This window comes from Massilia jejuensis (assembly GCF_042656795.1).
Taxonomy (GTDB): Bacteria; Pseudomonadota; Gammaproteobacteria; order Burkholderiales; family Burkholderiaceae_D; genus Telluria; species Telluria jejuensis.
In genome coordinates, this window is record NZ_JBHSMS010000023.1 from 257,075 (window position 1) to 277,915 (window position 20,841).

A 20,841-nucleotide genomic window follows, 5' to 3' on the forward strand; every position below is an offset into this window, starting at 1 on the left:
GCGATGAACAAGAAAATCCTGTACGCACTGGCCCTGGCGGTCGCCCTGGCCGCGCCCTTCTTCGGCTATCCGGTGTTCCTGATGAAGCTGCTGTGCTTCGCACTGTTCGCCTGCGCCTTCAACCTGCTGATCGGCTTTACCGGCTTGCTCTCCTTCGGCCACGCCGCCTTCTTCGGCAGCGCCGGCTACACGACCGGCTACCTGCTCTCGAGCGCCGGCCTGCCCACCGAACTGGGCATCCTGGCCGGGGTCGCCGCCAGCGCCGTGCTGGGGCTGGTGATCGGTTCGCTCGCGATCCGCCGCCAGGGCATTTATTTTTCGATGATCACCCTGGCCCTGGCGCAGATGGTGTACTTCGCCGCCCTGCGCGCCCCGTTCACGCACGGTGAGGACGGCTTGCAAGGCGTGCCACGCGGCAAACTGCTGGGCATGATCGACTTGTCCAACGACCTGACCTTGTACTACGTGGTGCTGGCGATCGCCGTCGGCGGCTTCGCCCTGATCAACCGCACGGTGCACTCGCCCTTCGGCCAGGTGCTCAAGGCGATCAAGGAAAACGAGCCACGCGCCATTTCTTTGGGTTACGACGCGGATCGCTACAAGCTGCTCGCGTTCGTGCTCTCAGCGGCCCTTACAGGCCTTGCAGGGGCTACCAAGACGCTGGTGCTGGGCTTTGAAACCCTGACCGACGTGCACTGGACCATGTCGGGCCTGGTAGTGCTGATGACCCTGGTGGGCGGGATGGGCACCATGGCCGGCCCGATCATCGGCGCCTTCATCATCGTGGCGCTGGAAAACAAGCTCGGTGAAGTCGGCAATTTTCTGGCCGAAACGACCGGCATCGGCTGGTTCTCGACCCTGGGCGAATCGGTGGGCATGGTCACCGGCTTGATCTTCATCGTCTGCGTGCTGCTGTTCCGCCGCGGTATCGTCGGAGAAATCGGCGCGCTGCTGGAACGGATGGGGAAAAAGGCGCCCGACGCCGCCAACCGTGTCGCGGCCCCGGCCGACCGGGAAACGGCATGAAGCAAGCGTCCCTGCGCCTGAACGTGAATGGCCTGCACCTGCAGGTCCAGAGCGTGGGCCAGGGACCCGCGGTCGTGCTGCTGCACGGCTTTCCGGATACCCACGTCGTCTGGCGCAAGCAGGTCGCGCCGCTGGTGGCGGCGGGTTTCCGGGTCCTCGCGCCCGACCTGCGCGGGCATGGCGGCAGCGACGCGCCGCTCGCCATCGACGCCTACCGCCTGGACCACCTGTGCGCCGACGTGATCGCCATGCTCGACCTGCTCGGCATCGAGCGCGCGCGCGTGGTCGGACACGATTGGGGCGCGGTGATCGGCTGGCTGCTGTGCATGCAGGCGCCGCAGCGCATCGTGCAATACGTGGCGCTGTCGGTCGGCCACCCGGCCGCGCTGGCGCGCGCCGGCCTGCTGCAATACTTGCGATCGAGCTACATCATGTGGTTGTTGCCGCCCGGATTGGCCGAGCGTGCACTGCTGGCCGGCGATGGCTATCTGCTGGAGCGCTTGACGACCGACCGCGCCCAGGTCAGCCACTGGAAACGCAGCATGCGCGAGCCGGGCCGCATGACGGCGGCTTTGAATGTTTACCGTGCGAACATTCCGCGCGGCATCGTGCATGGCCATCGCCAGACGCCTGTGCAGGTGCCGTCCATGGGCGTCTGGAGCAGCGGCGACCCGTTTCTGGGCGAAACCCAGATGCGCGACTCGGCGCGCTATGTGGCCGGCCGCTTCCGCTACGAACGCGTCGAGTGCGCCGACCACTGGTTGCAAGTGTGCGCCCCCGAGCAAGTGAATGCCTTGCTGCTCGACTTCTTTGGCGTCCCCGCCACGACAGCTTGACTACAGCGCTGCGGCGTAGATCGCGCGTGCATCGGCGCGGGTGAGCGGGCGCGGGTTATTCCCGAGCAGGCGGGTTTGCAGCATGGCGTCGTCCGCCAGCCGGTCCAGGTCGGCCTCGGCTATCCCCATGTCTTCCAGCCGCGTCTGGATACCCGTGCGCGCGGCGATCTGCTGCATCGCAGCAATCAAGAGCTCGGTCTTGGCTTCGGCACTGCCCACGCAGCCTGGCACGACGATGTCGGCCAGTTCGGCATACAAGGGCGCCGCGTGCGAGGCATTAAAGCGCAGCACATGGGGCAGCACCAGCGAATTCGACAACCCGTGCGGGACGTGGAAGATGCCGCCGATCGGGTAGGCGAGGGCGTGCACGGCCGCCACCGGTGCATTCGAGAAGGCCTGGCCCGCCAGGCAGGCGCCGAGCAGCATCGCTTGCCGCGCTGCCAGGTTGGCGCCATCTTCGACCGCCGTCATCAGGTTGGCCGACAGGAGTCGCAGCGCTTCGCGTGCCAGGTTGTCCGACAGCGGATTCTTCTTGTGCTTGCTGGTGTAAGCCTCGATCGCATGCACCATCGCATCGATGCCGGTGGCCGCCGTCACCAGGGGCGGCAAGCCCAGCGTCAGACCGGCGTCGAGCAGGGCCAGGTCCGCATACAGCTGGGGAGCGACGACGCCCATCTTGGTCGTCGCGCCGGTGGTGACGATGGCGATGTTCGTCACCTCGGAACCGGTGCCGGCCGTGGTCGGTACCTGGACCAGTGGCAGGCGCTGGCCACGGACGTTGCCGATCCCATACACCTGCGCCAGGGTTTGCTCGCTGGCGGCAAGGACCGCGACCAGTTTGGCCACATCCATCGAACTGCCGCCACCGAAGCCGATCACCAGGTCGACGCCATTGGTGCGCGCGCAGCCGACGGCGTCGAGCACCACCTGCTCGGGCGGATCGGCGACGACCTCCGAAAAGAGATCGACCGACAAGCCGTGTGCAAGCAGGCTGGCTTGCGCCGGCGCGAGCAGGCCGGTACGCAGGAAGCCGGCATCGGTGACGATCAGGGCGCGGCGCGCGTCCGGAAAACGCTCGGCGACCTGCTCCCCCAGGCGGGCGGCGGCGCCCGCTTCCGACACGATGCTGGCCACGGTGTTGAAGGCAAAGGCAGTCATGGTCTCCCCGGATTCGTTCGAATAGTGGAGCCAGCTTACACCAGAAATGGCAGGCTTGAGGGCAGGGTACCGCCGAGTTGCCGTACAATTTCGCTTCGAAAACAGGACGGGAACAGCAGGTGATGATCGACTTCGTATGGCTCGGCGGCGCAGCCTTTCTTGCCGGGCTGGTGGACGCCGTGGTGGGGGGTGGCGGCTTGATCCAGGTGCCCGCGATCTTTTCCTTCTTGCCGAAAGAAGCGCCTGCGACGCTGCTCGGCACGAACAAGCTGGCCAGCATTTGTGGCACCAGCGCAGCGGCCGTGAACTATGCCCGCCGCGTGCGCGTCGCGTGGAGTACGGCGGCGCCGGCGGCCGTCGCGGCATTTGCCTTGTCCTTTGCCGGCGCCTGGACCGTGACCCGGGTACCGGGCGACTTCGTGCGCAGCCTGCTCCCGTTCGTGTTGCTGGCCGTTGCCTTTTACACGTTTCGCAAGAAGGACCTGGGCAAGGTGCATGCGCCCGTCCACAGCGGGACGGCCGAGCGCTGGTGGGCGATCGGCATTGGCGCTGCCATCGGCTTCTACGATGGTTTCTTTGGGCCAGGGACGGGCAGCTTTTTGATTTTTTTGTTCGTGCGTTGTTTCGGCTTCGATTTTCTCAGCGCTTCGGCGGCCGCGAAAATCGTGAATGTTGCATGCAACCTGTCGGCGCTGATGTGGTTTGGCTACAGCGGTCATTTGTTGTGGCAGCTGGGTTTGTTGATGGCCGCGTGCCAGATTGGCGGTTCGTTAATCGGCACGCGCCTTGCGATGAGGTACGGCAGCGCGTTCGTACGTCAATTGTTCCTGGTCGTGGTATCGACGCTGATCGTCAAAACCGGCGTCGATGCGGCGACGCGCTTGGCAGGCTAGATTGTTTCACGTGGAACCGAGCCGAATGGGCACACGCCGTCCGGCTTTTTTTACCCTCGACATCATGGAGGCTACCCGGATTGTTTCACGTGAAACAGCGCTCGGTCGCAATCCGGTGTGTTCCACGTGAAACAAAAGGCTCGCTGTTTTTTGGCCGCGCTGAGTTCAGGCGCACAAAAGATCCTATAATCGCGCATTAGCCTTCCTCGCCTTACACCTCCATCATGCTATTTCCAACTGAATTCGACGTGATCGTCGTCGGCGGCGGCCATGCCGGCACCGAGGCTGCACTCGCGTCCGCACGCATGGGGCAGAAGACGCTGCTCCTTACCCACAACATCGAAACCCTCGGCCAGATGTCTTGCAATCCGTCCATCGGCGGCATCGGCAAGGGCCACCTGGTCAAGGAGGTCGACGCCCTCGGTGGCGCCATGGCCATTGCCACGGACGAGGCCGGCATCCAGTTCCGCATCCTGAATTCGTCGAAGGGCCCGGCCGTGCGTGCCACGCGCGCCCAGGCCGACCGCATCCTCTACAAGGCAGCGATCCGTTCGCGCATCGAGAACCAGCCGAACCTGTGGCTGTTCCAGCAGGCGGTGGACGACCTGATGGTCGAGGGCGACCGTGTCGTCGGTGCCGTGACCCAGATCGGACTGCGATTCCGTGCCCGCGCCGTGGTGCTCACGGCCGGTACTTTCCTGGACGGGAAGATTCACGTCGGCCTGCAAAACTACACGGCCGGGCGCGCTGGCGACCCGGCAGCCGTCTCCCTGTCGAGCCGACTGAAAGAATTGAAGCTGCCGCAAGGGCGCTTGAAAACCGGCACGCCGCCGCGCATCGATGGACGCAGCATCGATTTCTCGCGGCTGGCCGAGCAACCGGGCGACCTCGATCCGGTGCCGGTGTTCTCCTATATGGGCAATGCCGCCATGCATCCGAAGCAAGTGCCTTGCTGGGTGACGCATACGAATGCCCGGACCCACGACATCATCCGCAACGGTCTCGACCGCAGCCCGATGTACACCGGCGTGATCGAAGGCGTCGGCCCGCGCTATTGTCCCTCGATCGAAGACAAGATCCACCGCTTTTCCTCCAAAGAATCGCACCAGATTTTCCTGGAACCGGAAGGGCTCACGACGCACGAAATCTATCCGAACGGGATATCGACCAGCCTGCCGTTCGACGTGCAACTGGCCCTGGTGCGCTCGATGCAAGGCATGGAAAACGCGTTCATCCTGCGCCCGGGCTACGCCATCGAATACGATTATTTCGACCCGCGCGCCCTGAAGGCGTCGCTGGAAACGAAATCGATCCGCGGCCTGTTTTTCGCCGGCCAGATCAATGGCACGACCGGCTACGAGGAAGCCGCCGCCCAGGGGCTCTTGGCCGGCATGAACGCCGCCTTGCAAACACAGGGGCAAGAGGCCTGGACGCCGGGCCGTTCCGAAGCCTATCTGGGGGTGCTGGTCGACGACCTGACCACCCAGGGCGTGGCCGAACCCTACCGGATGTTTACCAGCCGCGCCGAATACCGCTTATCGCTGCGCGAAGACAATGCCGACATGCGCCTGACGGAAATCGGCCGCAAGCTCGGGGTCGTCGGCGACGTCCAATGGGAAGCTTTCGAACGCAAGCGCGAAGCGGTGGCGCGTGAACTGGAGCGGCTGCGTTCGACCTGGGTCAACCCGCGCATCCTGGCGGCAGCCGAATCGCAGCGCGTCGTCGGCCAGGCCCTCGAACGCGAGTACAACCTGGCCGATCTGCTGCGCCGCCCGGCGGTTGCCTATCCGACCCTGATGACGATGCAGGGCGTCGAAGGGCAGGCGCTGGCCGGCCCCGGCGTGGAAGATCCGGCAGTCCAGGAGCAAGTCGAAATCCAGCTGAAATACGCCGGCTATATCGAGCGCCAGGCGCGCGAAGTCGAACGCCACGACCATTATGAAAACCTGAAATTGCCGGAAAACCTGGCCTACCTGGACATCACGGCGCTCTCGTTCGAGGTGCGCCAGAAGCTCGACAGGCAGCGCCCGGAAACCCTGGGCCAGGCGTCGCGCATCTCTGGCGTGACGCCGGCAGCGATTTCCCTGCTGCTGGTCCACCTGAAAAAACGCGGCGCCAGCGGGTTTGCGGCGATGCCAGCCAGCAACGAGGAGGGCGCACAGTGAAGGGTTTTGACCGCGAGAAACTGATGCACGTCCTGAGCGACGGCATCGACGAGATGGATTTGCCACTGTGGGCGGCCCAGCGCGAACAATTGATGGATTACCTGGCCCTGATGGCCAAGTGGAACGGCGTCTACAACCTCACCTCGCTGCGCGACCCGCTGCAGATGGTCACCCATCACCTGCTCGATTCGCTGGCCGCCGTGCCGGCGTTCGCGCACGCCAGGCAGGTGCTCGACGTCGGCGCAGGGGGCGGCTTGCCCGGCATCGTGCTGGCGATCGCGCGGCCCGAGTTGCAGGTCTCCCTGATCGACACCGTGCACAAGAAAACCGCCTTCCTCACGCAGGTCAAGGCCGAGCTGGGATTGAAAAACGTCACCGTCTACACGATGAAGGTGCAGGATTTGACAGCGGGGCCCTTCGACGTCATCACCTCGCGCGCCTTTGCCGACCTCTCCGATTTCGTCACCTGGTCGGGACACCTGCTGGCCGAGGGCGGGCAATTCATCGCCTTGAAAGGCACGGCGCCGAGCGAGGAGCAGGAAAGGCTGCCAGGCGCATGGAAGGTGACGGAATCACGGCCGATACGGGTGGCGAAACTGGAAGCGGAGCGGCACCTGGTTTTCATCGAACGAGCTGAACAAACATCCTAACAATATAAATGGTTTATACCGTTTATTTCATATAAACCGAACTAATGGTTTATTTAATATGAACGGTACGACTTTGATTGTCGCGTCCGGAAAGAACAGATGGCAAAGATATTTTGTGTTGCAAACCAGAAGGGCGGCGTCGGCAAGACGACCACCAGCGTCAACCTGGCGGCCGGCCTGGCCAAGCTGGACCAGCGCGTGCTGCTGGTCGACCTCGACCCGCAGGGCAATGCGACCATGGGCGCCGGCATCAATAAGGCGTCCCTGGAGGCGTCCACCTACCAGGTGCTGCTGGGCGAGGCCGAAGTGACCGATGCGCGCCAGCGCTCGGCGGCGGGGCGCTTCGACGTGCTGCCGGCCAACCGCGAGCTGGCCGGCGCCGAAGTCGAGATGGTCGAACTCGATCACCGCGAGCGCAGGCTCAAGCACGCCCTGGCGAGCGTCGATGCCGACTACGATTTCATCCTGGTCGATTGCCCGCCAGCATTGTCGATGCTGACCTTGAACGGCCTGTGCGCCGCGCACGGCGTGATCATCCCGATGCAATGCGAGTACTACGCACTCGAGGGCCTGTCGGATCTGGTCAACACGATCAAGAAAGTGCACGCCAACCTGAACACGGACTTGAAAATCATCGGCTTGCTGCGCGTGATGTTCGATCCGCGCATGACCTTGTCGCAGCAAGTCTCGGCCCAGCTCGAACAGCATTTCGGCGGCAAGGTCTTCAAGACGATCATCCCGCGCAACGTGCGCCTGGCCGAAGCGCCTTCGTATGGCGTACCGGGGGTGAACTTCGATCCGTCCTCGAAAGGCGCCCAGGCCTATATCGCGTTCGGGGCCGAAATGGTCGAACGCATCAAGACAATGTAATCAATCACTGAGCACAGAGAGTTATCCACAATGGCGACGAAAAAACTCAAGGGCCTCGGCCGCGGTCTCGATGCATTGCTCGGCGGGGACATGGACGACGTACCCGCTGCCCCGGGGGCACCGTCTTCGCTTGCGCTATCGACGCTGCAGGCGGGCAAATACCAGCCGCGTACCCGGATGGACGAGGGGGCCTTGAACGAGCTGGCCGCCTCGATCAAGACCCAGGGCATCATGCAGCCGGTGCTGGTGCGTCCGGTCGCGGGCGGCCGCTATGAAATCATCGCCGGCGAGCGCCGCTTCCGTGCGGCCCAGCTCGCGGGCCTGGAAGAAATCCCGGTGCTGGTGCGCGAAGTCGACGACCAGGCTGCCGCGGCAATGGCCCTGATCGAGAACATCCAGCGCGAAGACTTGAATCCGCTCGAAGAAGCCCAGGGCATCGCGCGCCTGATCTCGGATTTCGATTTCACCCACGAACAGGCCGCCACCGCCGTCGGCCGGTCGCGCAGCGCGGTATCGAACCTGCTGCGCCTGGTGAACCTGGCGCAGCCCGTGCAGACCATGCTGATGGCGGGCGACATCGACATGGGCCATGCGCGCGCACTGTTGTCAGTGGACAATGCCAGCCAGATTGCGCTCGCCAACCACGTCGTCGCCAAACGCCTGTCGGTACGCGAGACCGAAAAACTGGTGGCGCGTGCACTGGAGGAGCAGGCCAGTTCCGCCAACGCGCCGCGCGCCAAGGACAAGCCGGGAGATATCGTGCGCCTGGAAGAGGAACTGTCGGACAAGCTGGCCACGCCGGTCGCATTCAAGATGGGGGCGAAGGGCAAGGGCCAGATGATCATCGACTTTGCCGATCTCGATATTCTCGAAGGCGTGCTGGCGCGATTGCGCGCGTGAGCCTCGCAAGGCCTGCCTGCCGTGGATAAGCGTGTGGACAAGGCTGTGCGCATCGATGTGGGTGCTTGTGGAAAAGGGGGGGCAAGACGCTGCGACGCCGGACGCGCGTCCTCACTCTCCCCGGCCGCGATCGCGGCACCCGGCTTCAAAAGCAGGCGCCCAAGGGCTTCGCCCGCAATCTCCACCCTGCAACACCGGCCACAGCAGGCGCTATCGGGTCAACGAACCGTGGATAAACCTGTGGACAAGCATGTCGACAGCGGGTGTGCACGCTGTGGGCAGCCGGTGGACAATGGCCTCCAGCAGGGCCGCTGCGCGCACCAAAACCGAGCAGCCTCCAAGCCGTCCATGTGGCTCGGCGAGCAATAAAACCGGCGCATAGCAGCAAGCCGGGCGTTTCCTCCAATACAACATAAAAACGCGGCTGCCGTCGCATTCGGCGGCGTCATCCATGTCACCACGTCTGTATCTCTTGCCGCGAACTACCGCGAAAATCAGCGTTTAACACAATATTTGTGTGACATTTCGCGCTACTGTCCTACACCGAACACAGCCGGAATTGTTTGACTCCGATGCACTAACGAACTTATAATCCCGCTGATTCATGTAATTACCACACCGTAACTCGTTACAAATGGCCAAGGCAGAAGAATAAAAATGTTGCGCCTGGTCTCCCTGCAATTAATTGCAACAGCAGTCGTCGGCGTGCTCGCCGCCCTGTTGGGGGGATGGGCTGCGATGTTCTCGGCGGTACTCGGTGGAATTTGTTGTGTCGTGCCCAACGGCATCATGGCGGCGCGGCTGTTCGCCAGCGCGCAAAAGGCGGGCGGGGCTAATCCTGCAACGTTTTTCATCTGGGAATTTATTAAGATTGCCCTGACGGTTGCCCTGTTATGGATGACCGCCACGCTGTACCACGACCTGAACTGGCTGGCGCTGATCGCCGGGTTCGTCGTGTCGCTGAAAAGTTACATATTCTTACTATTTAGGCACTGATATGACGACAACCGTAGAAGGCGCAGCAAATCACGCGCCCACCGCATCAGAGTACATCAAGCACCACCTGGGTCACCTGTCGAACCATCACCAGAATGGACCGGTCGATTTTTCGATCCTCCACTATGACACCATCTTCTGGTCGGTCCTGATGGGCGTGATCGGTTGCCTGCTCATGTGGACGGCCGCGCGCCGCGCCACTGCCGGCGTGCCCGGCCGTTTCCAGGCTGCCGTCGAGATCGTCGTGGAGATGGTCGACAACCAGGCCAAGTCCATCGTCCACGGTGACCGCAGTTTCATCGCCCCGGCAGCCCTGACCGTGTTCGTCTGGGTTGCCCTGATGAACTCGCTGGACTTCCTGCCGGTCGACCTGTTCTCGGAAGCCTTCAAATGGCTTGGCGTCGAGCACGTGTTCCCGTATCACCGCGTCGTGCCGACCGCCGACCTGAACGGCACCATCGGCATCTCGCTCGGCGTGCTGGTCCTGATGATTTACTACGGCATCAAGATCAAGGGCTTCGGCGGCTGGATCCACGAACTGTTCGCAGCCCCGTTCGGCATCTACATGGCGCCGTTCAACCTGCTCCTGAACATCATCGAATACGCAGCAAAAATGGTGTCGCTCGGTATGCGACTGTTCGGCAACATGTTTGCCGGTGAGCTGCTGTTCCTCTTGATCGCCTTGCTTGGCTCGGCGGCAACCGTCTTCGGTTTCGTCGGCCACGTGATTGCCGGCTCGATCTGGGCGATCTTCCACATCCTGATCGTATTCCTGCAGGCATTCATCTTCATGATGCTGACGCTGGTGTACCTCGGTCAGGCCCACGAAGGCCACTGATCGGCGCAGCTAGCATCGAACAGAATAGTAGTAGTAACGAAGTAGTAGTTTTTAATCTAGCTTTTTTTAAATTCACTTTTTGGAGTAATCATGACTGACCTTTCTTTTGTTGCACTGGCTTGCGGTTTGATCATCGGCCTGGGTGCTATCGGTGCTTGTATCGGTATCGCTATCATGGGCGGTAAATACCTCGAAGCTTCTGCACGTCAGCCAGAACTGATGAACACCCTGCAAACCAAGATGTTCCTGCTGGCCGGCCTGATCGACGCGGCATTCCTGATCGGCGTCGGTATCGCCATGCTGTTCGCTTTCGCGAACCCGTTCGTCGCCGGCTAAGACAACGCATTTCAGGTAATGAAGGGCCGAACCATCGCGGTTCGGCATCCGTTTTTGTGAGAAGGAAAATACCGTGAACCTTAACGCAACTCTGTTTGCCCAGTTCGCTGTCTTCTTCATCCTCGCGATGTTCACGATGAAATTCGTGTGGCCTCCGCTGATGAAAGCGCTCGACGAGCGCGCCGAGAAGATCGCCAATGGGCTGGCCGCCGCCGACCGTGGCAAGGCCGACCTGGCTGCCGCCGAAAAGCGCGTGCAGGCCGAACTGGCCGGTGCCCGCGACGAAGGCCAGAAGCGCATTGCCGACGCCGAAAAGCGTGCCCAGATGATCATCGACGACGCCAAGAAGACGGCCGCCGAGGAAGCCGCCCGGATCGTCGCCGCCGCCCGCGCCGACGCCGAGCAGCAAGTGACGCGCGTGCGCGAAGAACTGCGTGGCCAGGTCGCTGCCCTGGCAGTGCAAGGCGCCGAGCAGATCCTCAAGCGCGAAGTGAACGCAGAAGCGCACGCCGCCCTGCTGTCGCAACTCTCGACCGAGCTGTAATCATGGCCGAACTCGCAACCGTCGCCCGTCCCTACGCCGAAGCGCTGTTCCGTGTCGCCCAACAAGGCGACATGGCAGCCTGGTCCGAACTGGTGTCCGAACTGGCACAAGTCGGGGCCAACCCTGATGTGCAGGCGTTTGCCGCCAACCCGAACCTGGCCGCTCCCGACCTGGTCGCCGCCCTGGCCTCGCTGGTCAAGGCGCCGGTCACCCCGGAGGCAACGAACTTCCTGACGATGCTGGCTGAAAATGGCCGGATCGCGCTGCTGCCGCAAATCGGCGCGCAGTTCCAGGTGCTCAAAAATACCCAGCTCGGTGCCGCCGATGCGGACATCGCCAGCGCGTTTGCCCTGAGCGATGCCCAGGTGGCCGGGCTGGTCGCTGCGCTGGAAAAGAAATTTGGCCGCAAGCTGAACCCGACCGTCACCGTCGACCCGTCGCTGATCGGTGGCGTGCGCGTGCTGGTCGGTGATGAAGTGCTCGATACCTCGGTACGCGCCAAGCTGCAGCAGATGCACGCTGCCCTGGTCGCGTAAGCGCACGGCGCACCCGAACTTTCACGTCTGGCCGGCATCTCAGTCCTTGCCTACGCATCAAGAAACTATTAGGAGTTAGCACTCATGCAACTTAATTCATCTGAAATCAGCGAACTGATCAAGAGCCGCATCCAGGGCCTCGAAGGTTCGGCTGACGTTCGCAATCAAGGCACGGTGATTTCCGTCGCCGACGGTATCTGCCGGATCCACGGTCTGTCGGACGTGATGCAGGGCGAGATGCTGGAATTCCCGGGCAACACCTTCGGCCTGGCCATGAACCTCGAGCGCGACTCGGTCGGTTCGGTCATCCTGGGTGCATACGAGCACATCTCGGAAGGCGACATCGTCAAGACCACCGGCCGCATCCTGGAAGTGCCGATCGGTCCCGAACTGCGTGGCCGCGTGGTCAACGCCCTCGGCCAGCCGATCGACGGCAAGGGTCCGATCGCCACCACCTTGACCGCCCCGATCGAAAAGATCGCGCCAGGCGTCATTGCGCGCGAATCGGTCTCGCAGCCGATGCAGACCGGCATCAAGTCGATCGATGCGATGGTGCCGATCGGCCGTGGCCAGCGCGAGCTGATCATCGGCGACCGCCAGACCGGCAAGTCGGCCGTGGCCGTCGATGCGATCATCAACCAGCGCGGCCAGAACGTGACCTGCGTGTATGTCGCGATCGGCCAGAAGGCCTCGACGATCAAGAACATCGTGCGCTCGCTCGAGCAGCACGGCGCGATGGAATACACGATCGTCGTCGCCGCTTCCGCATCGGAATCGGCCGCCATGCAATACATCTCGGCCTATTCCGGCTGCGCGATGGGTGAATACTTCCGCGACCGCGGCCAGGACGCCCTGATCGTGTACGACGATCTGTCGAAGCAGGCTGTCGCCTACCGCCAGATTTCGCTGCTGCTGCGCCGTCCACCGGGCCGCGAAGCTTACCCGGGCGACGTGTTCTACCTGCACAGCCGCCTGCTCGAACGCGCGGCACGCGTGAACGCCGACTACGTGTCGCACTTCACCAACGGCGAAGTCACCGGCAAGACCGGCTCGCTGACCGCGCTGCCGATCATCGAAACGCAAGCGGGCGACGTCTCGGCCTTCGTGCCGACCAACGTCATTTCGATTACCGACGGCCAGATCTTCCTGGAGACCTCGCTGTTCAACGCCGGTATCCGTCCCGCGATCAACGCCGGTATTTCGGTGTCGCGCGTCGGTGGCGCCGCCCAGACCAAGGTCATCAAGAACCTGTCGGGCGGTATCCGTACCGACCTGGCGCAGTACCGTGAGCTCGCCGCGTTCGCGCAGTTCGCATCGGACCTGGACGAATCGACCCGCAAGCAGCTCGACCGTGGCGCGCGCGTGACCGAGCTGCTCAAGCAGCCGCAATACTCGCCGCTGCCGATCTCGCTGATGGCTGCATCGCTGTTCGCCGTCAACAAGGGCTACTTCGACGACATCGAAGTCAAGAAAGTGCTGCCGTTCGAAGCTGGCCTGCACGGCTACCTGAAGACCAAGCAGGCTGCGCTCCTGTCGAAGATCGAAGAAACCAAGCAACTGGACAAGGACGCCGAAGCAGCACTCGCCGCCGCCATTGCTGATTTCAAAAAATCCGGCGCATTTTAAATAAAAATGGATAGTCCGGCACTGCATCGTTGAATGCAGTGCCGGATACCGGAAGGAGTAAGGACTCATGGCAGTAGGCAAAGAGATTCGTGGCAAGATCAAGAGCGTAGAGAATACGAAGAAGATCACCAAGGCGATGGAAATGGTCGCCGCATCGAAAATGCGCAAGGCGCAGGACCGGATGCGCGCCGCCCGTCCCTACAGTGAAAAAATCCGGAACATCACCGCCAATCTGGCCGGCGCAAACCCGGAGTACACGCACGTGTTCATGGCACAAGCCAAGCACGTGCAGGCAAAAGCTGTCGGCTTCATCGTCGTCACGACCGACAAGGGTCTGTGCGGCGGCATGAACACCAACATCCTGCGCCAGGTGACGCTCAAGTCGAAGGAATTCGACGCAGCGGGCAGCCGTATCGAGGCTGTTGCCATCGGCAACAAGGGCCTCGGCTTCCTGAACCGCGTCGGCGTGCCGATCGTGTCGCATGCGACGCAAATCGGCGACACCCCGCACCTGGACAAGCTGATCGGCCCGATCAAGGTCATGCTCGACGCATACCAGGATGGCCAACTCGACGCCGTCTACCTGTGCTACACCAAGTTCATCAACACGATGAAGCAGGAACCGGTGATCGAACAGCTGCTCCCGTTGCCGGCCAAGCACCTGGAAGCGGAAACCGGATCGATTTCGTGGGATTACATCTACGAACCGGAACCGCAAGTCGTGATCGACGAGCTGCTGGTGCGTTATGTCGAGGCCCTGGTCTACCAGGCCGTCGCGGAAAACCTGGCGTCCGAGCAGTCGGCGCGCATGGTCGCGATGAAAGCGGCAAGCGACAACGCAGGCAGTGTCATCGGCGAGCTGAAGCTGATCTATAACAAGACCCGCCAGGCAGCGATTACCAAAGAACTCTCCGAGATCGTCGCCGGTGCGGCAGCGGTCTAAATAAGAATTTAATCATATCTGAAGGAACGAACATGGCTGATGGCAAAATCGTTCAGTGTATCGGCGCAGTGGTTGACGTGGAATTCCCGCGTAACGCCATGCCGAAAGTTTTCGACGCACTGAAAATGGCAGGCTCCGAACTGACCCTGGAAGTACAACAGCAGCTCGGCGACGGCATCGTCCGTACCATTGCGCTGGGCAGCTCCGAAGGCCTGCGTCGCGGCATGATGATCCAGAACACCGGCGCCCCGATCATGGTGCCGGTCGGCGTCGCAACGCTCGGCCGCATCATGGACGTGCTGGGCAATCCGATCGACGAATGCGGCCCGGTCAGCAACGCGCGCATGGCATCGATCCACCGCACCGCGCCTGCCTACGATGAGCTGTCGCCATCGCAAGACCTGCTCGAAACCGGCATCAAGGTCATCGACCTGGTCTGCCCGTTCGCCAAGGGCGGCAAGGTCGGCCTGTTCGGCGGCGCCGGCGTCGGCAAGACCGTCAACATGATGGAACTGATCAACAACATCGCCAAGGCGCACTCGGGTCTGTCCGTGTTCGCCGGCGTCGGTGAGCGTACCCGCGAAGGCAACGACTTCTACCACGAGATGGCGGACGCCAAGGTCGTCGACCTGGAAACGCCTGAAAACTCGAAAGTCGCGATGGTCTACGGCCAGATGAACGAACCGCCAGGCAACCGCCTTCGCGTCGCGCTGACCGGCCTGACCATGGCCGAAGCCTTCCGCGATGAGGGTAAAGACGTTCTGTTCTTCGTCGACAACATTTACCGCTTCACCCTGGCCGGTACCGAAGTCTCGGCACTGCTGGGCCGTATGCCGTCGGCGGTGGGTTACCAGCCTACCCTGGCCGAAGAGATGGGCCGCCTGCAAGAGCGCATCACCTCGACCAAGACCGGTTCGATCACCTCGATCCAGGCCGTCTACGTCCCTGCCGATGACTTGACCGACCCGTCGCCGGCGACCACCTTCGCCCACCTCGATTCGACCGTCGTTCTGTCGCGTGACATCGCCTCGCTCGGTATCTACCCTGCGGTCGACCCGCTCGACTCGACCTCGCGCCAGCTCGACCCGCTCGTCGTCGGCCAGGAACACTACGACACCGCGCGCGCCGTCCAGGGCACCCTGCAGCGCTACAAGGAACTGCGCGACATCATCGCCATTCTGGGTATGGACGAACTGGCGCCGGAAGACAAGCTGCTGGTTGCACGTGCTCGCAAGATGCAGCGTTTCCTGTCGCAGCCATTCCACGTCGCTGAAGTGTTTACGGGCGCGCCGGGCAAGTACGTTTCGCTGAAAGACACGATCAAGGGCTTCAAGATGATCGCATCGGGCGAACTGGACCACCTGCCGGAGCAAGCGTTCTACATGGTCGGCACCATCGAAGAAGCGGTCGAAAAAGCCAAGAAACTGGCTGCCTAAGTCGGCGTCTTCAACCTGAAGGACACACATGGCAAACACAATTCACGTTGACGTGGTCTCGGCGGAAGCGCAAATCTTCTCCGGAGAAGCAACCTTCGTCGCGTTGCCGGGAGAAGCGGGCGAGCTGGGTATCTACCCGAAGCACACCCCGCTGATCACGCGCATCCGCCCGGGTGCGGTACGCATCGAGAAGGCCGACGGCGGCGAAGAGTTCGTCTTCGTGGCCGGCGGTATCCTCGAAGTGCAGCCGAACGGCGTGACGGTCCTGGCCGACACCGCCATCCGCGGCGGCGACCTGGACGAAGCGAAAGCGACCGCGGCCAAGCAGGCGGCCGAAGAACTGATGCAGTCGCAGGAGTCGAAGATCGACTACGCGAAAGCGCAGGCCGAACTGGCCTCGGCGATTGCCCAGCTGGCGGCGATCCAGCGCTTGCGTTCGCGCGGTCGCTGATTCTTCAAGCGGTGAGCAAGAAAGGCAGGGCTGCGGCCCTGCCTTTTTTTATGGACGCGTCCGGCGCGCCGCTGGCTGCTGTCGCAAGCGCAGCGCGACTTGCTTGTGGAAATATCCGCTCTGCACGTAGCGGTACAGGTGCGCTCCCGGCCACACGGTCTTGTCCGCATGGTCGCGGTGGCTGGCGATGTGCGCGACCGGCCCGCGTAGGCGATGTCGCGCCCGCGATGGGATCGCCTGGCCCGGCGCGCGGCGCGATTTTCATGGAGGAGTCCGCAACAAGGGAAAGCGCCATCTTTTCACAGGCGGGCGGGTTCACGCAAACCCGGCGCGGCAAACAAACCTGTTAAGCTAGCAAGACCAGCTACCTCCATGCGACCATGAGAACGATTGCCCAAATCCTGCAAGACAGCAAAACCATCGCCGTCGTCGGCCTCTCCGCCAAGCCCGAGCGGCCCAGCTTCGGCGTGGCCGAATACCTGCAGGGTCAAGGCTACCGCATCCTGCCGGTGAACCCGGCCTATGCCGGCCAGGAGATCCTCGGCGAGCGCGTCCACGCCACCTTGCAGGAAGCGGCCGACGCCCTGGCCCCGAGCGGCCAGCGCATCGACATCGTCGATTGCTTTCGCAAGTCGCAGGACATTCCGCCCATTGCGCGCGATGCCATCGCGGTGCGCGCCGGCTGCCTGTGGATGCAGCTCGAGATCGAGCACCAGGCCGCCGCCGACATGGCCCGCGCCGCCGGCCTGGATGTCGTGATGAACCACTGCCTGAAAATCGAACACCGCCAGCTCAACGGCTGATCCAACCTGGACCCATCATGCTGAAAACCGTCTTGTCCCTTTCCCTGCTGGCCGCCGTGGCCTCGGTCCATGCCCAGCCGACCGCGGTGGCGCCGCCGCGCCCGCAGGCCGCCGCAAGCGCGGCCCCGGCCGCCTGTCCGGCCCTGCTGAAACAAAGTTTCAGACGCTTGCAGGACGAAGCGCCGCAGGACCTGTGCCAGTACGCCGGCAAGGTGGTGCTGGTCGTGAACACGGCCAGCTACTGCGGTTACACCAAGCAGTACGAGGGCCTGGAAAAGCTGTACGCGAAATACGGCCCGCGCGGCCTGGTGGTCCTCGGCTTCCCGTCGAACGATTTTAAACAGGAAGCGGCCAGCACCAAGGAAATCGCCGACCTGTGCTACAACACCTATGGCGTGAAGTTCCCGATGTTCGCACCCACGCCCGTGACCGGTGCCAAGGCCAACCCGCTGCATGCGGCGCTGGCGCAGCAAACCGGCAAGGAGCCGAAGTGGAATTTCACGAAATACCTGATCGGCCGCGACGGCAAGGTGATCGAGCACTTCCCGAGCAAGATCACGCCGGAAGACGCGCAACTGCTCGGCAAGATCGAAGCGGCGCTGTAGACCTCGGGCGCCGCGGCCGCTTCAGTTCCCGCCGCCGCGCTTTTCCACGATCGCCAGCAGCGGCCCGCGCAGCGCATTGCACACCACGACGCCTTCGGCGCGTTCGAGCATCGCGCGCGTGATCACGCGTTCCTGCGCATCCCAGCCCGGCGCGCCCAGCATGATCGTACGCATCACGCCCGGCAGCAGGCCGCAGGACAGCGGTGGCGTATACCAGCGGCCCTCCAGGCGCACGAACACGTTGCTGCGTCCCCCTTCCGTCAATTCCCCGCGCTCGTTGAAGAACAGGGCGTCGAAGGCGCCTGCCGCTTCGGCCGCGCGCCAGGCCGCGTCGTAGCGCGACCGGATCGACGTCTTATGGCGCAGGAAGACGTCGTTCGACTGCGTCGGCGTGTCGGCCAGAACCACGCGCACCGGCGCGTGCAAGGGCGCCAGCGGGGCCGACGTGGCGGTCAGGCCGCCGTTTGCCGCCAGCGCCAGGCGCAGGCGGTGCACGCCCGCCTGCGGCGGCAGGGCAAGGCAGGCGTCGACGACCAGCGTGCGCGCCGCCGCCGCGTCGAAGGGCCGGCCGAAGTAGGCGGCCGACGCGCCCATTCTCGCCAAGTGCAGGTCGAGGTGGCGCGGACCGTCGTGCCACGAGGCCTTGATCGTCTCGAACAGGTCGAACTCGTTCGGCAGCCCGGTCAGGAACCGCGCTTTCAGCTGGCATTCGGCAAACTCGCCCACCGGGTCGCTGTCGAAGACGATGCCGGCGCCGACTCCGAGCTCGCCGCGGCGCACGCCCTCTCCCGGCGCCAGCGCCAGCGTACGGATCGGCACCGACAGGCAAAAGTCGCCGAAGGCGCGCCCATCGCCCGGCGGATCGAACCAGCCGATCGCGCCCGTATAGATGCCGCGCGGGTCGGGTTCGAGTTCATCGATGATTTCCATCGTTCTGCGCTTGGGCGCGCCCGTGATCGAGCCGCACGGGTAGAGGGCCGCGAACACCTCGGCCAGGGTCGCGTCGTCGCGCAAGCGTGCCTGCACCGTGGAGGTCATCTGCAGCACGGCGCCGAAGCGCGTGACCTCGAACAGTTTCGGGACGGTGACGCTGCCGGTCTGCGCCACGCGCCCGAGATCGTTGCGCAGCAGGTCGACGATCATCAGGTTCTCGGCCCGGTTCTTGGGGTCGTGCGCGAGCGCGGCGGCGCGCGCGGCATCGGTGTCCGGGTCGTCGCTGGCCGGCGCGGTGCCCTTCATCGGGCGCGCCAGCAGGGTCTCTCCCGCATGCCGCACGAACAGCTCCGGCGAGAACGACAGCAGCGCGCCGCCGTCGGGCAGGCCGACCAGGGCGCCGTAGGGCACCGGCTGGCGCGCGCGCAGGCGCGCGTACAAGGCGAACACCGAACCGAAGGCGTCGAAGCGCAGGCGGTAGGTGTAATTGACCTGGTAGGTGTCGCCGGCGGCGATGTAGTCGCGGATGCGGTCGATGGCGTCCACGAAACGCGCCTGGTCGACACTGGCGTGGATGCCGGCCACGCCGGCCGGCGAGTCATGGGCCGCGCGCGCCGTGACCCAGGCCCGGGCCTCGTCGGCGCCGAGCAGTTCGCAGCGCTCGAACAGCAGCACCTGGGCCAGCGGCCCGGGCAGGGGCTTGCTCGGGATGCCGAGCAGGTGCGCCCCGAGCTCGTAGGTCAGCAGGGGCACGGCGTACAGGCCGCGGGCCAGGGCGTCCTGCAGCGCCTGCAGCACGCCTTCCCAGCCGGCGCCGTCGAGGCAGGCGAGGGTGCCGGCATGGCCCGTGTACAGGCGCGAGCGTGCCTGCGCGTGACCTTCCGCGCTCGCATCGTCGAGCAGTGCAAAGACACTGTGCATGGTGAACGTCAGGCGGCCAACAGGAGCGACAATTGTACGCCCGTCGCGTCGGCGGGGTGCTGGCGAAAGCCGCTCTTGGCGTAGCGGTGCCAGCGTCCGGTCACATAACTGACCAGCAGGCTGGCGCGCGCGGCGACGTCGTCCTCGATGCCGTGGCCCTGGCTGGCGGCCAGGCGCAGGGCGCCCTTGCAGGCCAGCTCGACGCGGTCATAAAAACTGTTCATGCGCAGTTGCAGGCGTTCATCCTCGCCCACCAGCGCGTCGCCGATCAATACGCGCGTCATGCCCGGATTGTTCGCGGCAAAGGCGAGCAGCATCTGCAGGATCGCCTGCAGCTGGTCGAGGCCGCGTTCTTCCCGGTCCGTGATCTGGTTGATGACGCCGAACACGCTGGCCTCGATGGACTCGATCAGCCCCTCGAACATCTGCGCCTTGCTGGCGAAGTGGCGGTAGAGCGCCGCTTCCGACACGGACAGGCGCGCCGCCAGCGCGGCGGTGGTGATTTTTTCACCTTTCGGCTGCTCGAGCATGGCCGCCAGGGCCTGGAGGATTTGCAACTTACGCTGGCCTGGCTTGGTGCTTGCCATGGGATTCCGAAAGAAGAATTGGTCGAGTCATCAGGTAGATGGGCAGAGCCGCTGCAGCCGCTTCGGCAACTGCCGCACGGATTTTACTTTGACATCGACGTAGTGAGGAGAAATCAGCATGCGCGGCCGGGCCGGCACCGGCGCGCCAGGGTGGCTGCGGCGCAGGTATTGCGTCACCCACACGGTGCGCAGGCCCAGCTGCTTGGCGCTCTTCAGGTTCGCCAGCGTGTCCTCGACCAGGATGCAATCGCGCGCGGCCACGCCATGGCGGCGCAGCAGGCGAGCGAGCATCAGCTTCGACGGTTTCGGGCGCAGCCGGCCGTGCACCTGCATCTGCTCGATCGCGATGTGGTGTGCGAAATGGCGCCCCAGGTTCAGGTGGCGCATCACATGCGTCGAATACGCGCGCGGCGCATTCGTCAACAGGATTTTCTTGCCGGGCAGGCGCTGCAGCAGCCGGCCCAGGCCGGTCTCGGCGCGCATCATCGCGCGCAAGTCGTGCAGCTGGTGCGTCTCGCGCAGGAAATCGGCCGCGATGACCCCGTGGTGGCGCATCATGCCGAGCAGGGTGGCGCCATATTTCTTCCAGTAGCCCAGGCGCGCGGCATCGACCTGGGCCCGGGTCACCGGCGTCACGCCATCGTCGAGCACGCGCGCGATATACGTGTTCATGTTGGCGCTGATGGCCGGGAAAATCGCGTGCGATGCGTCGTGCAGGGTGTTATCGAGGTCAAATAGCCAGACCGGAGAGGCGGGGATAGGATGTGGCACGGTTTTTTTACTGAACA

At 63.7% G+C, this 20,841-nt stretch carries 22 protein-coding genes; 18 read left to right on the plus strand and 4 right to left on the minus strand.

Features of this window, described 5'->3' with window-relative positions:
• The first annotated feature begins 3 nt into the window (after window positions 1-3).
• Both ACFPOU_RS06805 and ACFPOU_RS06810 read left to right on the plus strand, forming a co-directional pair.
• On the plus strand, window positions 4-1,026 hold the full coding sequence (locus ACFPOU_RS06805; RefSeq protein ID WP_379718570.1) for a branched-chain amino acid ABC transporter permease: 1,023 nt from the start codon (window positions 4-6) through the stop codon (window positions 1,024-1,026).
• Window positions 1,023-1,862, plus strand: a complete 840-nt coding sequence (locus ACFPOU_RS06810; RefSeq protein ID WP_379718573.1) for an alpha/beta fold hydrolase — start codon at window positions 1,023-1,025, stop codon at window positions 1,860-1,862. Before ACFPOU_RS06805 ends, ACFPOU_RS06810 begins: the two co-directional genes overlap by 4 nt.
• Here ACFPOU_RS06810 and ACFPOU_RS06815 read toward each other — a convergent pair whose 3' ends face one another.
• Window positions 1,863-3,020 carry an iron-containing alcohol dehydrogenase gene (locus ACFPOU_RS06815; protein ID WP_379718576.1) on the minus strand — a complete coding sequence of 386 codons (1,158 nt, stop codon included), beginning with the start codon at window positions 3,018-3,020 and terminating at the stop codon, window positions 1,863-1,865.
• Between the two features lie 122 nt (window positions 3,021-3,142).
• Here ACFPOU_RS06815 and ACFPOU_RS06820 point away from each other — a divergent pair, with 122 nt between their 5' ends.
• From ACFPOU_RS06820 to ACFPOU_RS06895, 16 genes are all read left to right on the plus strand, one after another.
• On the plus strand, window positions 3,143-3,913 hold the full coding sequence (locus ACFPOU_RS06820) for a sulfite exporter TauE/SafE family protein (protein ID WP_379719017.1): 771 nt from the start codon (window positions 3,143-3,145) through the stop codon (window positions 3,911-3,913).
• Between the two features lie 224 nt (window positions 3,914-4,137).
• A complete protein-coding gene (gene mnmG / locus ACFPOU_RS06825; RefSeq protein WP_379718579.1) occupies window positions 4,138-6,078 on the plus strand; it encodes a tRNA uridine-5-carboxymethylaminomethyl(34) synthesis enzyme MnmG in 1,941 nt (646 codons plus the stop codon).
• Window positions 6,075-6,728 carry a 16S rRNA (guanine(527)-N(7))-methyltransferase RsmG gene (gene rsmG / locus ACFPOU_RS06830; protein WP_379718582.1) on the plus strand — a complete coding sequence of 218 codons (654 nt, stop codon included), beginning with the start codon at window positions 6,075-6,077 and terminating at the stop codon, window positions 6,726-6,728. Before mnmG ends, rsmG begins: the two co-directional genes overlap by 4 nt.
• 99 nt (window positions 6,729-6,827) lie before the next feature.
• Entirely contained in the window at window positions 6,828-7,598 is a 771-nt protein-coding gene (locus ACFPOU_RS06835) for a ParA family protein (protein WP_379718584.1), read from the plus strand.
• A gap of 30 nt (window positions 7,599-7,628) precedes the next feature.
• Window positions 7,629-8,498, plus strand: coding sequence for a ParB/RepB/Spo0J family partition protein (locus ACFPOU_RS06840; protein ID WP_379718587.1), 870 nt, complete (start codon window positions 7,629-7,631; stop codon window positions 8,496-8,498).
• Window positions 8,499-9,155: 657 nt separating this feature from the next.
• Window positions 9,156-9,494: an ATP synthase subunit I gene (locus ACFPOU_RS06845; protein ID WP_379718589.1), complete on the plus strand. Its 339-nt coding sequence runs from the start codon at window positions 9,156-9,158 to the stop codon at window positions 9,492-9,494.
• Window position 9,495: 1 nt separating this feature from the next.
• Complete coding sequence (gene atpB / locus ACFPOU_RS06850) at window positions 9,496-10,332, plus strand: F0F1 ATP synthase subunit A (RefSeq protein ID WP_379718592.1); 837 nt, start codon at window positions 9,496-9,498, stop codon at window positions 10,330-10,332.
• 90 nt (window positions 10,333-10,422) lie between these two features.
• Window positions 10,423-10,668, plus strand: coding sequence for a F0F1 ATP synthase subunit C (gene atpE / locus ACFPOU_RS06855; RefSeq protein ID WP_325515356.1), 246 nt, complete (start codon window positions 10,423-10,425; stop codon window positions 10,666-10,668).
• Window positions 10,669-10,741: 73 nt separating this feature from the next.
• The gene (locus ACFPOU_RS06860) at window positions 10,742-11,212 is read left to right on the plus strand and encodes a F0F1 ATP synthase subunit B (protein WP_379718595.1); all 471 of its coding nucleotides are present in this window, start codon (window positions 10,742-10,744) and stop codon (window positions 11,210-11,212) included.
• Between the two features lie 2 nt (window positions 11,213-11,214).
• Entirely contained in the window at window positions 11,215-11,748 is a 534-nt protein-coding gene (locus tag ACFPOU_RS06865) for a F0F1 ATP synthase subunit delta (protein WP_379718598.1), read from the plus strand.
• Window positions 11,749-11,832: 84 nt separating this feature from the next.
• A complete protein-coding gene (gene atpA, locus ACFPOU_RS06870; RefSeq protein ID WP_379718601.1) occupies window positions 11,833-13,374 on the plus strand; it encodes a F0F1 ATP synthase subunit alpha in 1,542 nt (513 codons plus the stop codon).
• A gap of 67 nt (window positions 13,375-13,441) precedes the next feature.
• A complete protein-coding gene (gene atpG, locus ACFPOU_RS06875) occupies window positions 13,442-14,317 on the plus strand; it encodes a F0F1 ATP synthase subunit gamma (RefSeq protein WP_379718604.1) in 876 nt (291 codons plus the stop codon).
• Window positions 14,318-14,349: 32 nt separating this feature from the next.
• The gene (atpD, locus tag ACFPOU_RS06880) at window positions 14,350-15,753 is read left to right on the plus strand and encodes a F0F1 ATP synthase subunit beta (RefSeq protein WP_379718606.1); all 1,404 of its coding nucleotides are present in this window, start codon (window positions 14,350-14,352) and stop codon (window positions 15,751-15,753) included.
• A 28-nt stretch (window positions 15,754-15,781) separates the two neighbouring features.
• A complete protein-coding gene (locus ACFPOU_RS06885; RefSeq protein WP_379718609.1) occupies window positions 15,782-16,204 on the plus strand; it encodes a F0F1 ATP synthase subunit epsilon in 423 nt (140 codons plus the stop codon).
• Window positions 16,205-16,584: 380 nt separating this feature from the next.
• On the plus strand, window positions 16,585-17,007 hold the full coding sequence (locus ACFPOU_RS06890; protein ID WP_379718611.1) for a CoA-binding protein: 423 nt from the start codon (window positions 16,585-16,587) through the stop codon (window positions 17,005-17,007).
• 17 nt (window positions 17,008-17,024) lie between these two features.
• Window positions 17,025-17,612: a glutathione peroxidase gene (locus tag ACFPOU_RS06895; protein ID WP_379718614.1), complete on the plus strand. Its 588-nt coding sequence runs from the start codon at window positions 17,025-17,027 to the stop codon at window positions 17,610-17,612.
• Window positions 17,613-17,633: 21 nt separating this feature from the next.
• Here the strand turns inward: ACFPOU_RS06895 and pabB are convergent, their stop codons facing one another.
• From pabB to ACFPOU_RS06910, 3 genes are read right to left on the minus strand one after another with little or no spacing between them, the layout of a single operon-like run.
• On the minus strand, window positions 17,634-19,466 hold the full coding sequence (pabB, locus tag ACFPOU_RS06900; RefSeq protein WP_379718617.1) for an aminodeoxychorismate synthase component I: 1,833 nt from the start codon (window positions 19,464-19,466) through the stop codon (window positions 17,634-17,636).
• Window positions 19,467-19,474: 8 nt separating this feature from the next.
• Window positions 19,475-20,053 carry a nucleoid occlusion factor SlmA gene (gene slmA, locus ACFPOU_RS06905; protein ID WP_379718620.1) on the minus strand — a complete coding sequence of 193 codons (579 nt, stop codon included), beginning with the start codon at window positions 20,051-20,053 and terminating at the stop codon, window positions 19,475-19,477.
• A 30-nt stretch (window positions 20,054-20,083) separates the two neighbouring features.
• Complete coding sequence (locus ACFPOU_RS06910) at window positions 20,084-20,824, minus strand: pyrimidine 5'-nucleotidase (RefSeq protein ID WP_379718623.1); 741 nt, start codon at window positions 20,822-20,824, stop codon at window positions 20,084-20,086.
• Between the last annotated feature and the right edge of the window lie 17 nt (window positions 20,825-20,841).

Bases quoted from the DNA above. Each gene is read 5' to 3' on its own strand.
- ACFPOU_RS06805 (WP_379718570.1), top strand. From the start codon at position 4: ATGAACAAGAAAATCCTGTACGCACTGGCCCTGGCGGTCGCCCTGGCC.
- ACFPOU_RS06810 (WP_379718573.1), top strand. From the start codon at position 1,023: ATGAAGCAAGCGTCCCTGCGCCTGAACGTGAATGGCCTGCACCTGCAG.
- ACFPOU_RS06815 (WP_379718576.1), bottom strand. From the start codon at position 3,020: ATGACTGCCTTTGCCTTCAACACCGTGGCCAGCATCGTGTCGGAAGCG.
- ACFPOU_RS06820 (WP_379719017.1), top strand. From the start codon at position 3,143: ATGATCGACTTCGTATGGCTCGGCGGCGCAGCCTTTCTTGCCGGGCTG.
- mnmG (WP_379718579.1), top strand. From the start codon at position 4,138: ATGCTATTTCCAACTGAATTCGACGTGATCGTCGTCGGCGGCGGCCAT.
- ACFPOU_RS06835 (WP_379718584.1), top strand. From the start codon at position 6,828: ATGGCAAAGATATTTTGTGTTGCAAACCAGAAGGGCGGCGTCGGCAAG.
- ACFPOU_RS06840 (WP_379718587.1), top strand. From the start codon at position 7,629: ATGGCGACGAAAAAACTCAAGGGCCTCGGCCGCGGTCTCGATGCATTG.
- ACFPOU_RS06845 (WP_379718589.1), top strand. From the start codon at position 9,156: ATGTTGCGCCTGGTCTCCCTGCAATTAATTGCAACAGCAGTCGTCGGC.
- atpB (WP_379718592.1), top strand. From the start codon at position 9,496: ATGACGACAACCGTAGAAGGCGCAGCAAATCACGCGCCCACCGCATCA.
- atpE (WP_325515356.1), top strand. From the start codon at position 10,423: ATGACTGACCTTTCTTTTGTTGCACTGGCTTGCGGTTTGATCATCGGC.
- ACFPOU_RS06865 (WP_379718598.1), top strand. From the start codon at position 11,215: ATGGCCGAACTCGCAACCGTCGCCCGTCCCTACGCCGAAGCGCTGTTC.
- atpA (WP_379718601.1), top strand. From the start codon at position 11,833: ATGCAACTTAATTCATCTGAAATCAGCGAACTGATCAAGAGCCGCATC.
- atpG (WP_379718604.1), top strand. From the start codon at position 13,442: ATGGCAGTAGGCAAAGAGATTCGTGGCAAGATCAAGAGCGTAGAGAAT.
- atpD (WP_379718606.1), top strand. From the start codon at position 14,350: ATGGCTGATGGCAAAATCGTTCAGTGTATCGGCGCAGTGGTTGACGTG.
- ACFPOU_RS06885 (WP_379718609.1), top strand. From the start codon at position 15,782: ATGGCAAACACAATTCACGTTGACGTGGTCTCGGCGGAAGCGCAAATC.
- ACFPOU_RS06890 (WP_379718611.1), top strand. From the start codon at position 16,585: ATGAGAACGATTGCCCAAATCCTGCAAGACAGCAAAACCATCGCCGTC.
- ACFPOU_RS06895 (WP_379718614.1), top strand. From the start codon at position 17,025: ATGCTGAAAACCGTCTTGTCCCTTTCCCTGCTGGCCGCCGTGGCCTCG.
- pabB (WP_379718617.1), bottom strand. From the start codon at position 19,466: ATGCACAGTGTCTTTGCACTGCTCGACGATGCGAGCGCGGAAGGTCAC.
- slmA (WP_379718620.1), bottom strand. From the start codon at position 20,053: ATGGCAAGCACCAAGCCAGGCCAGCGTAAGTTGCAAATCCTCCAGGCC.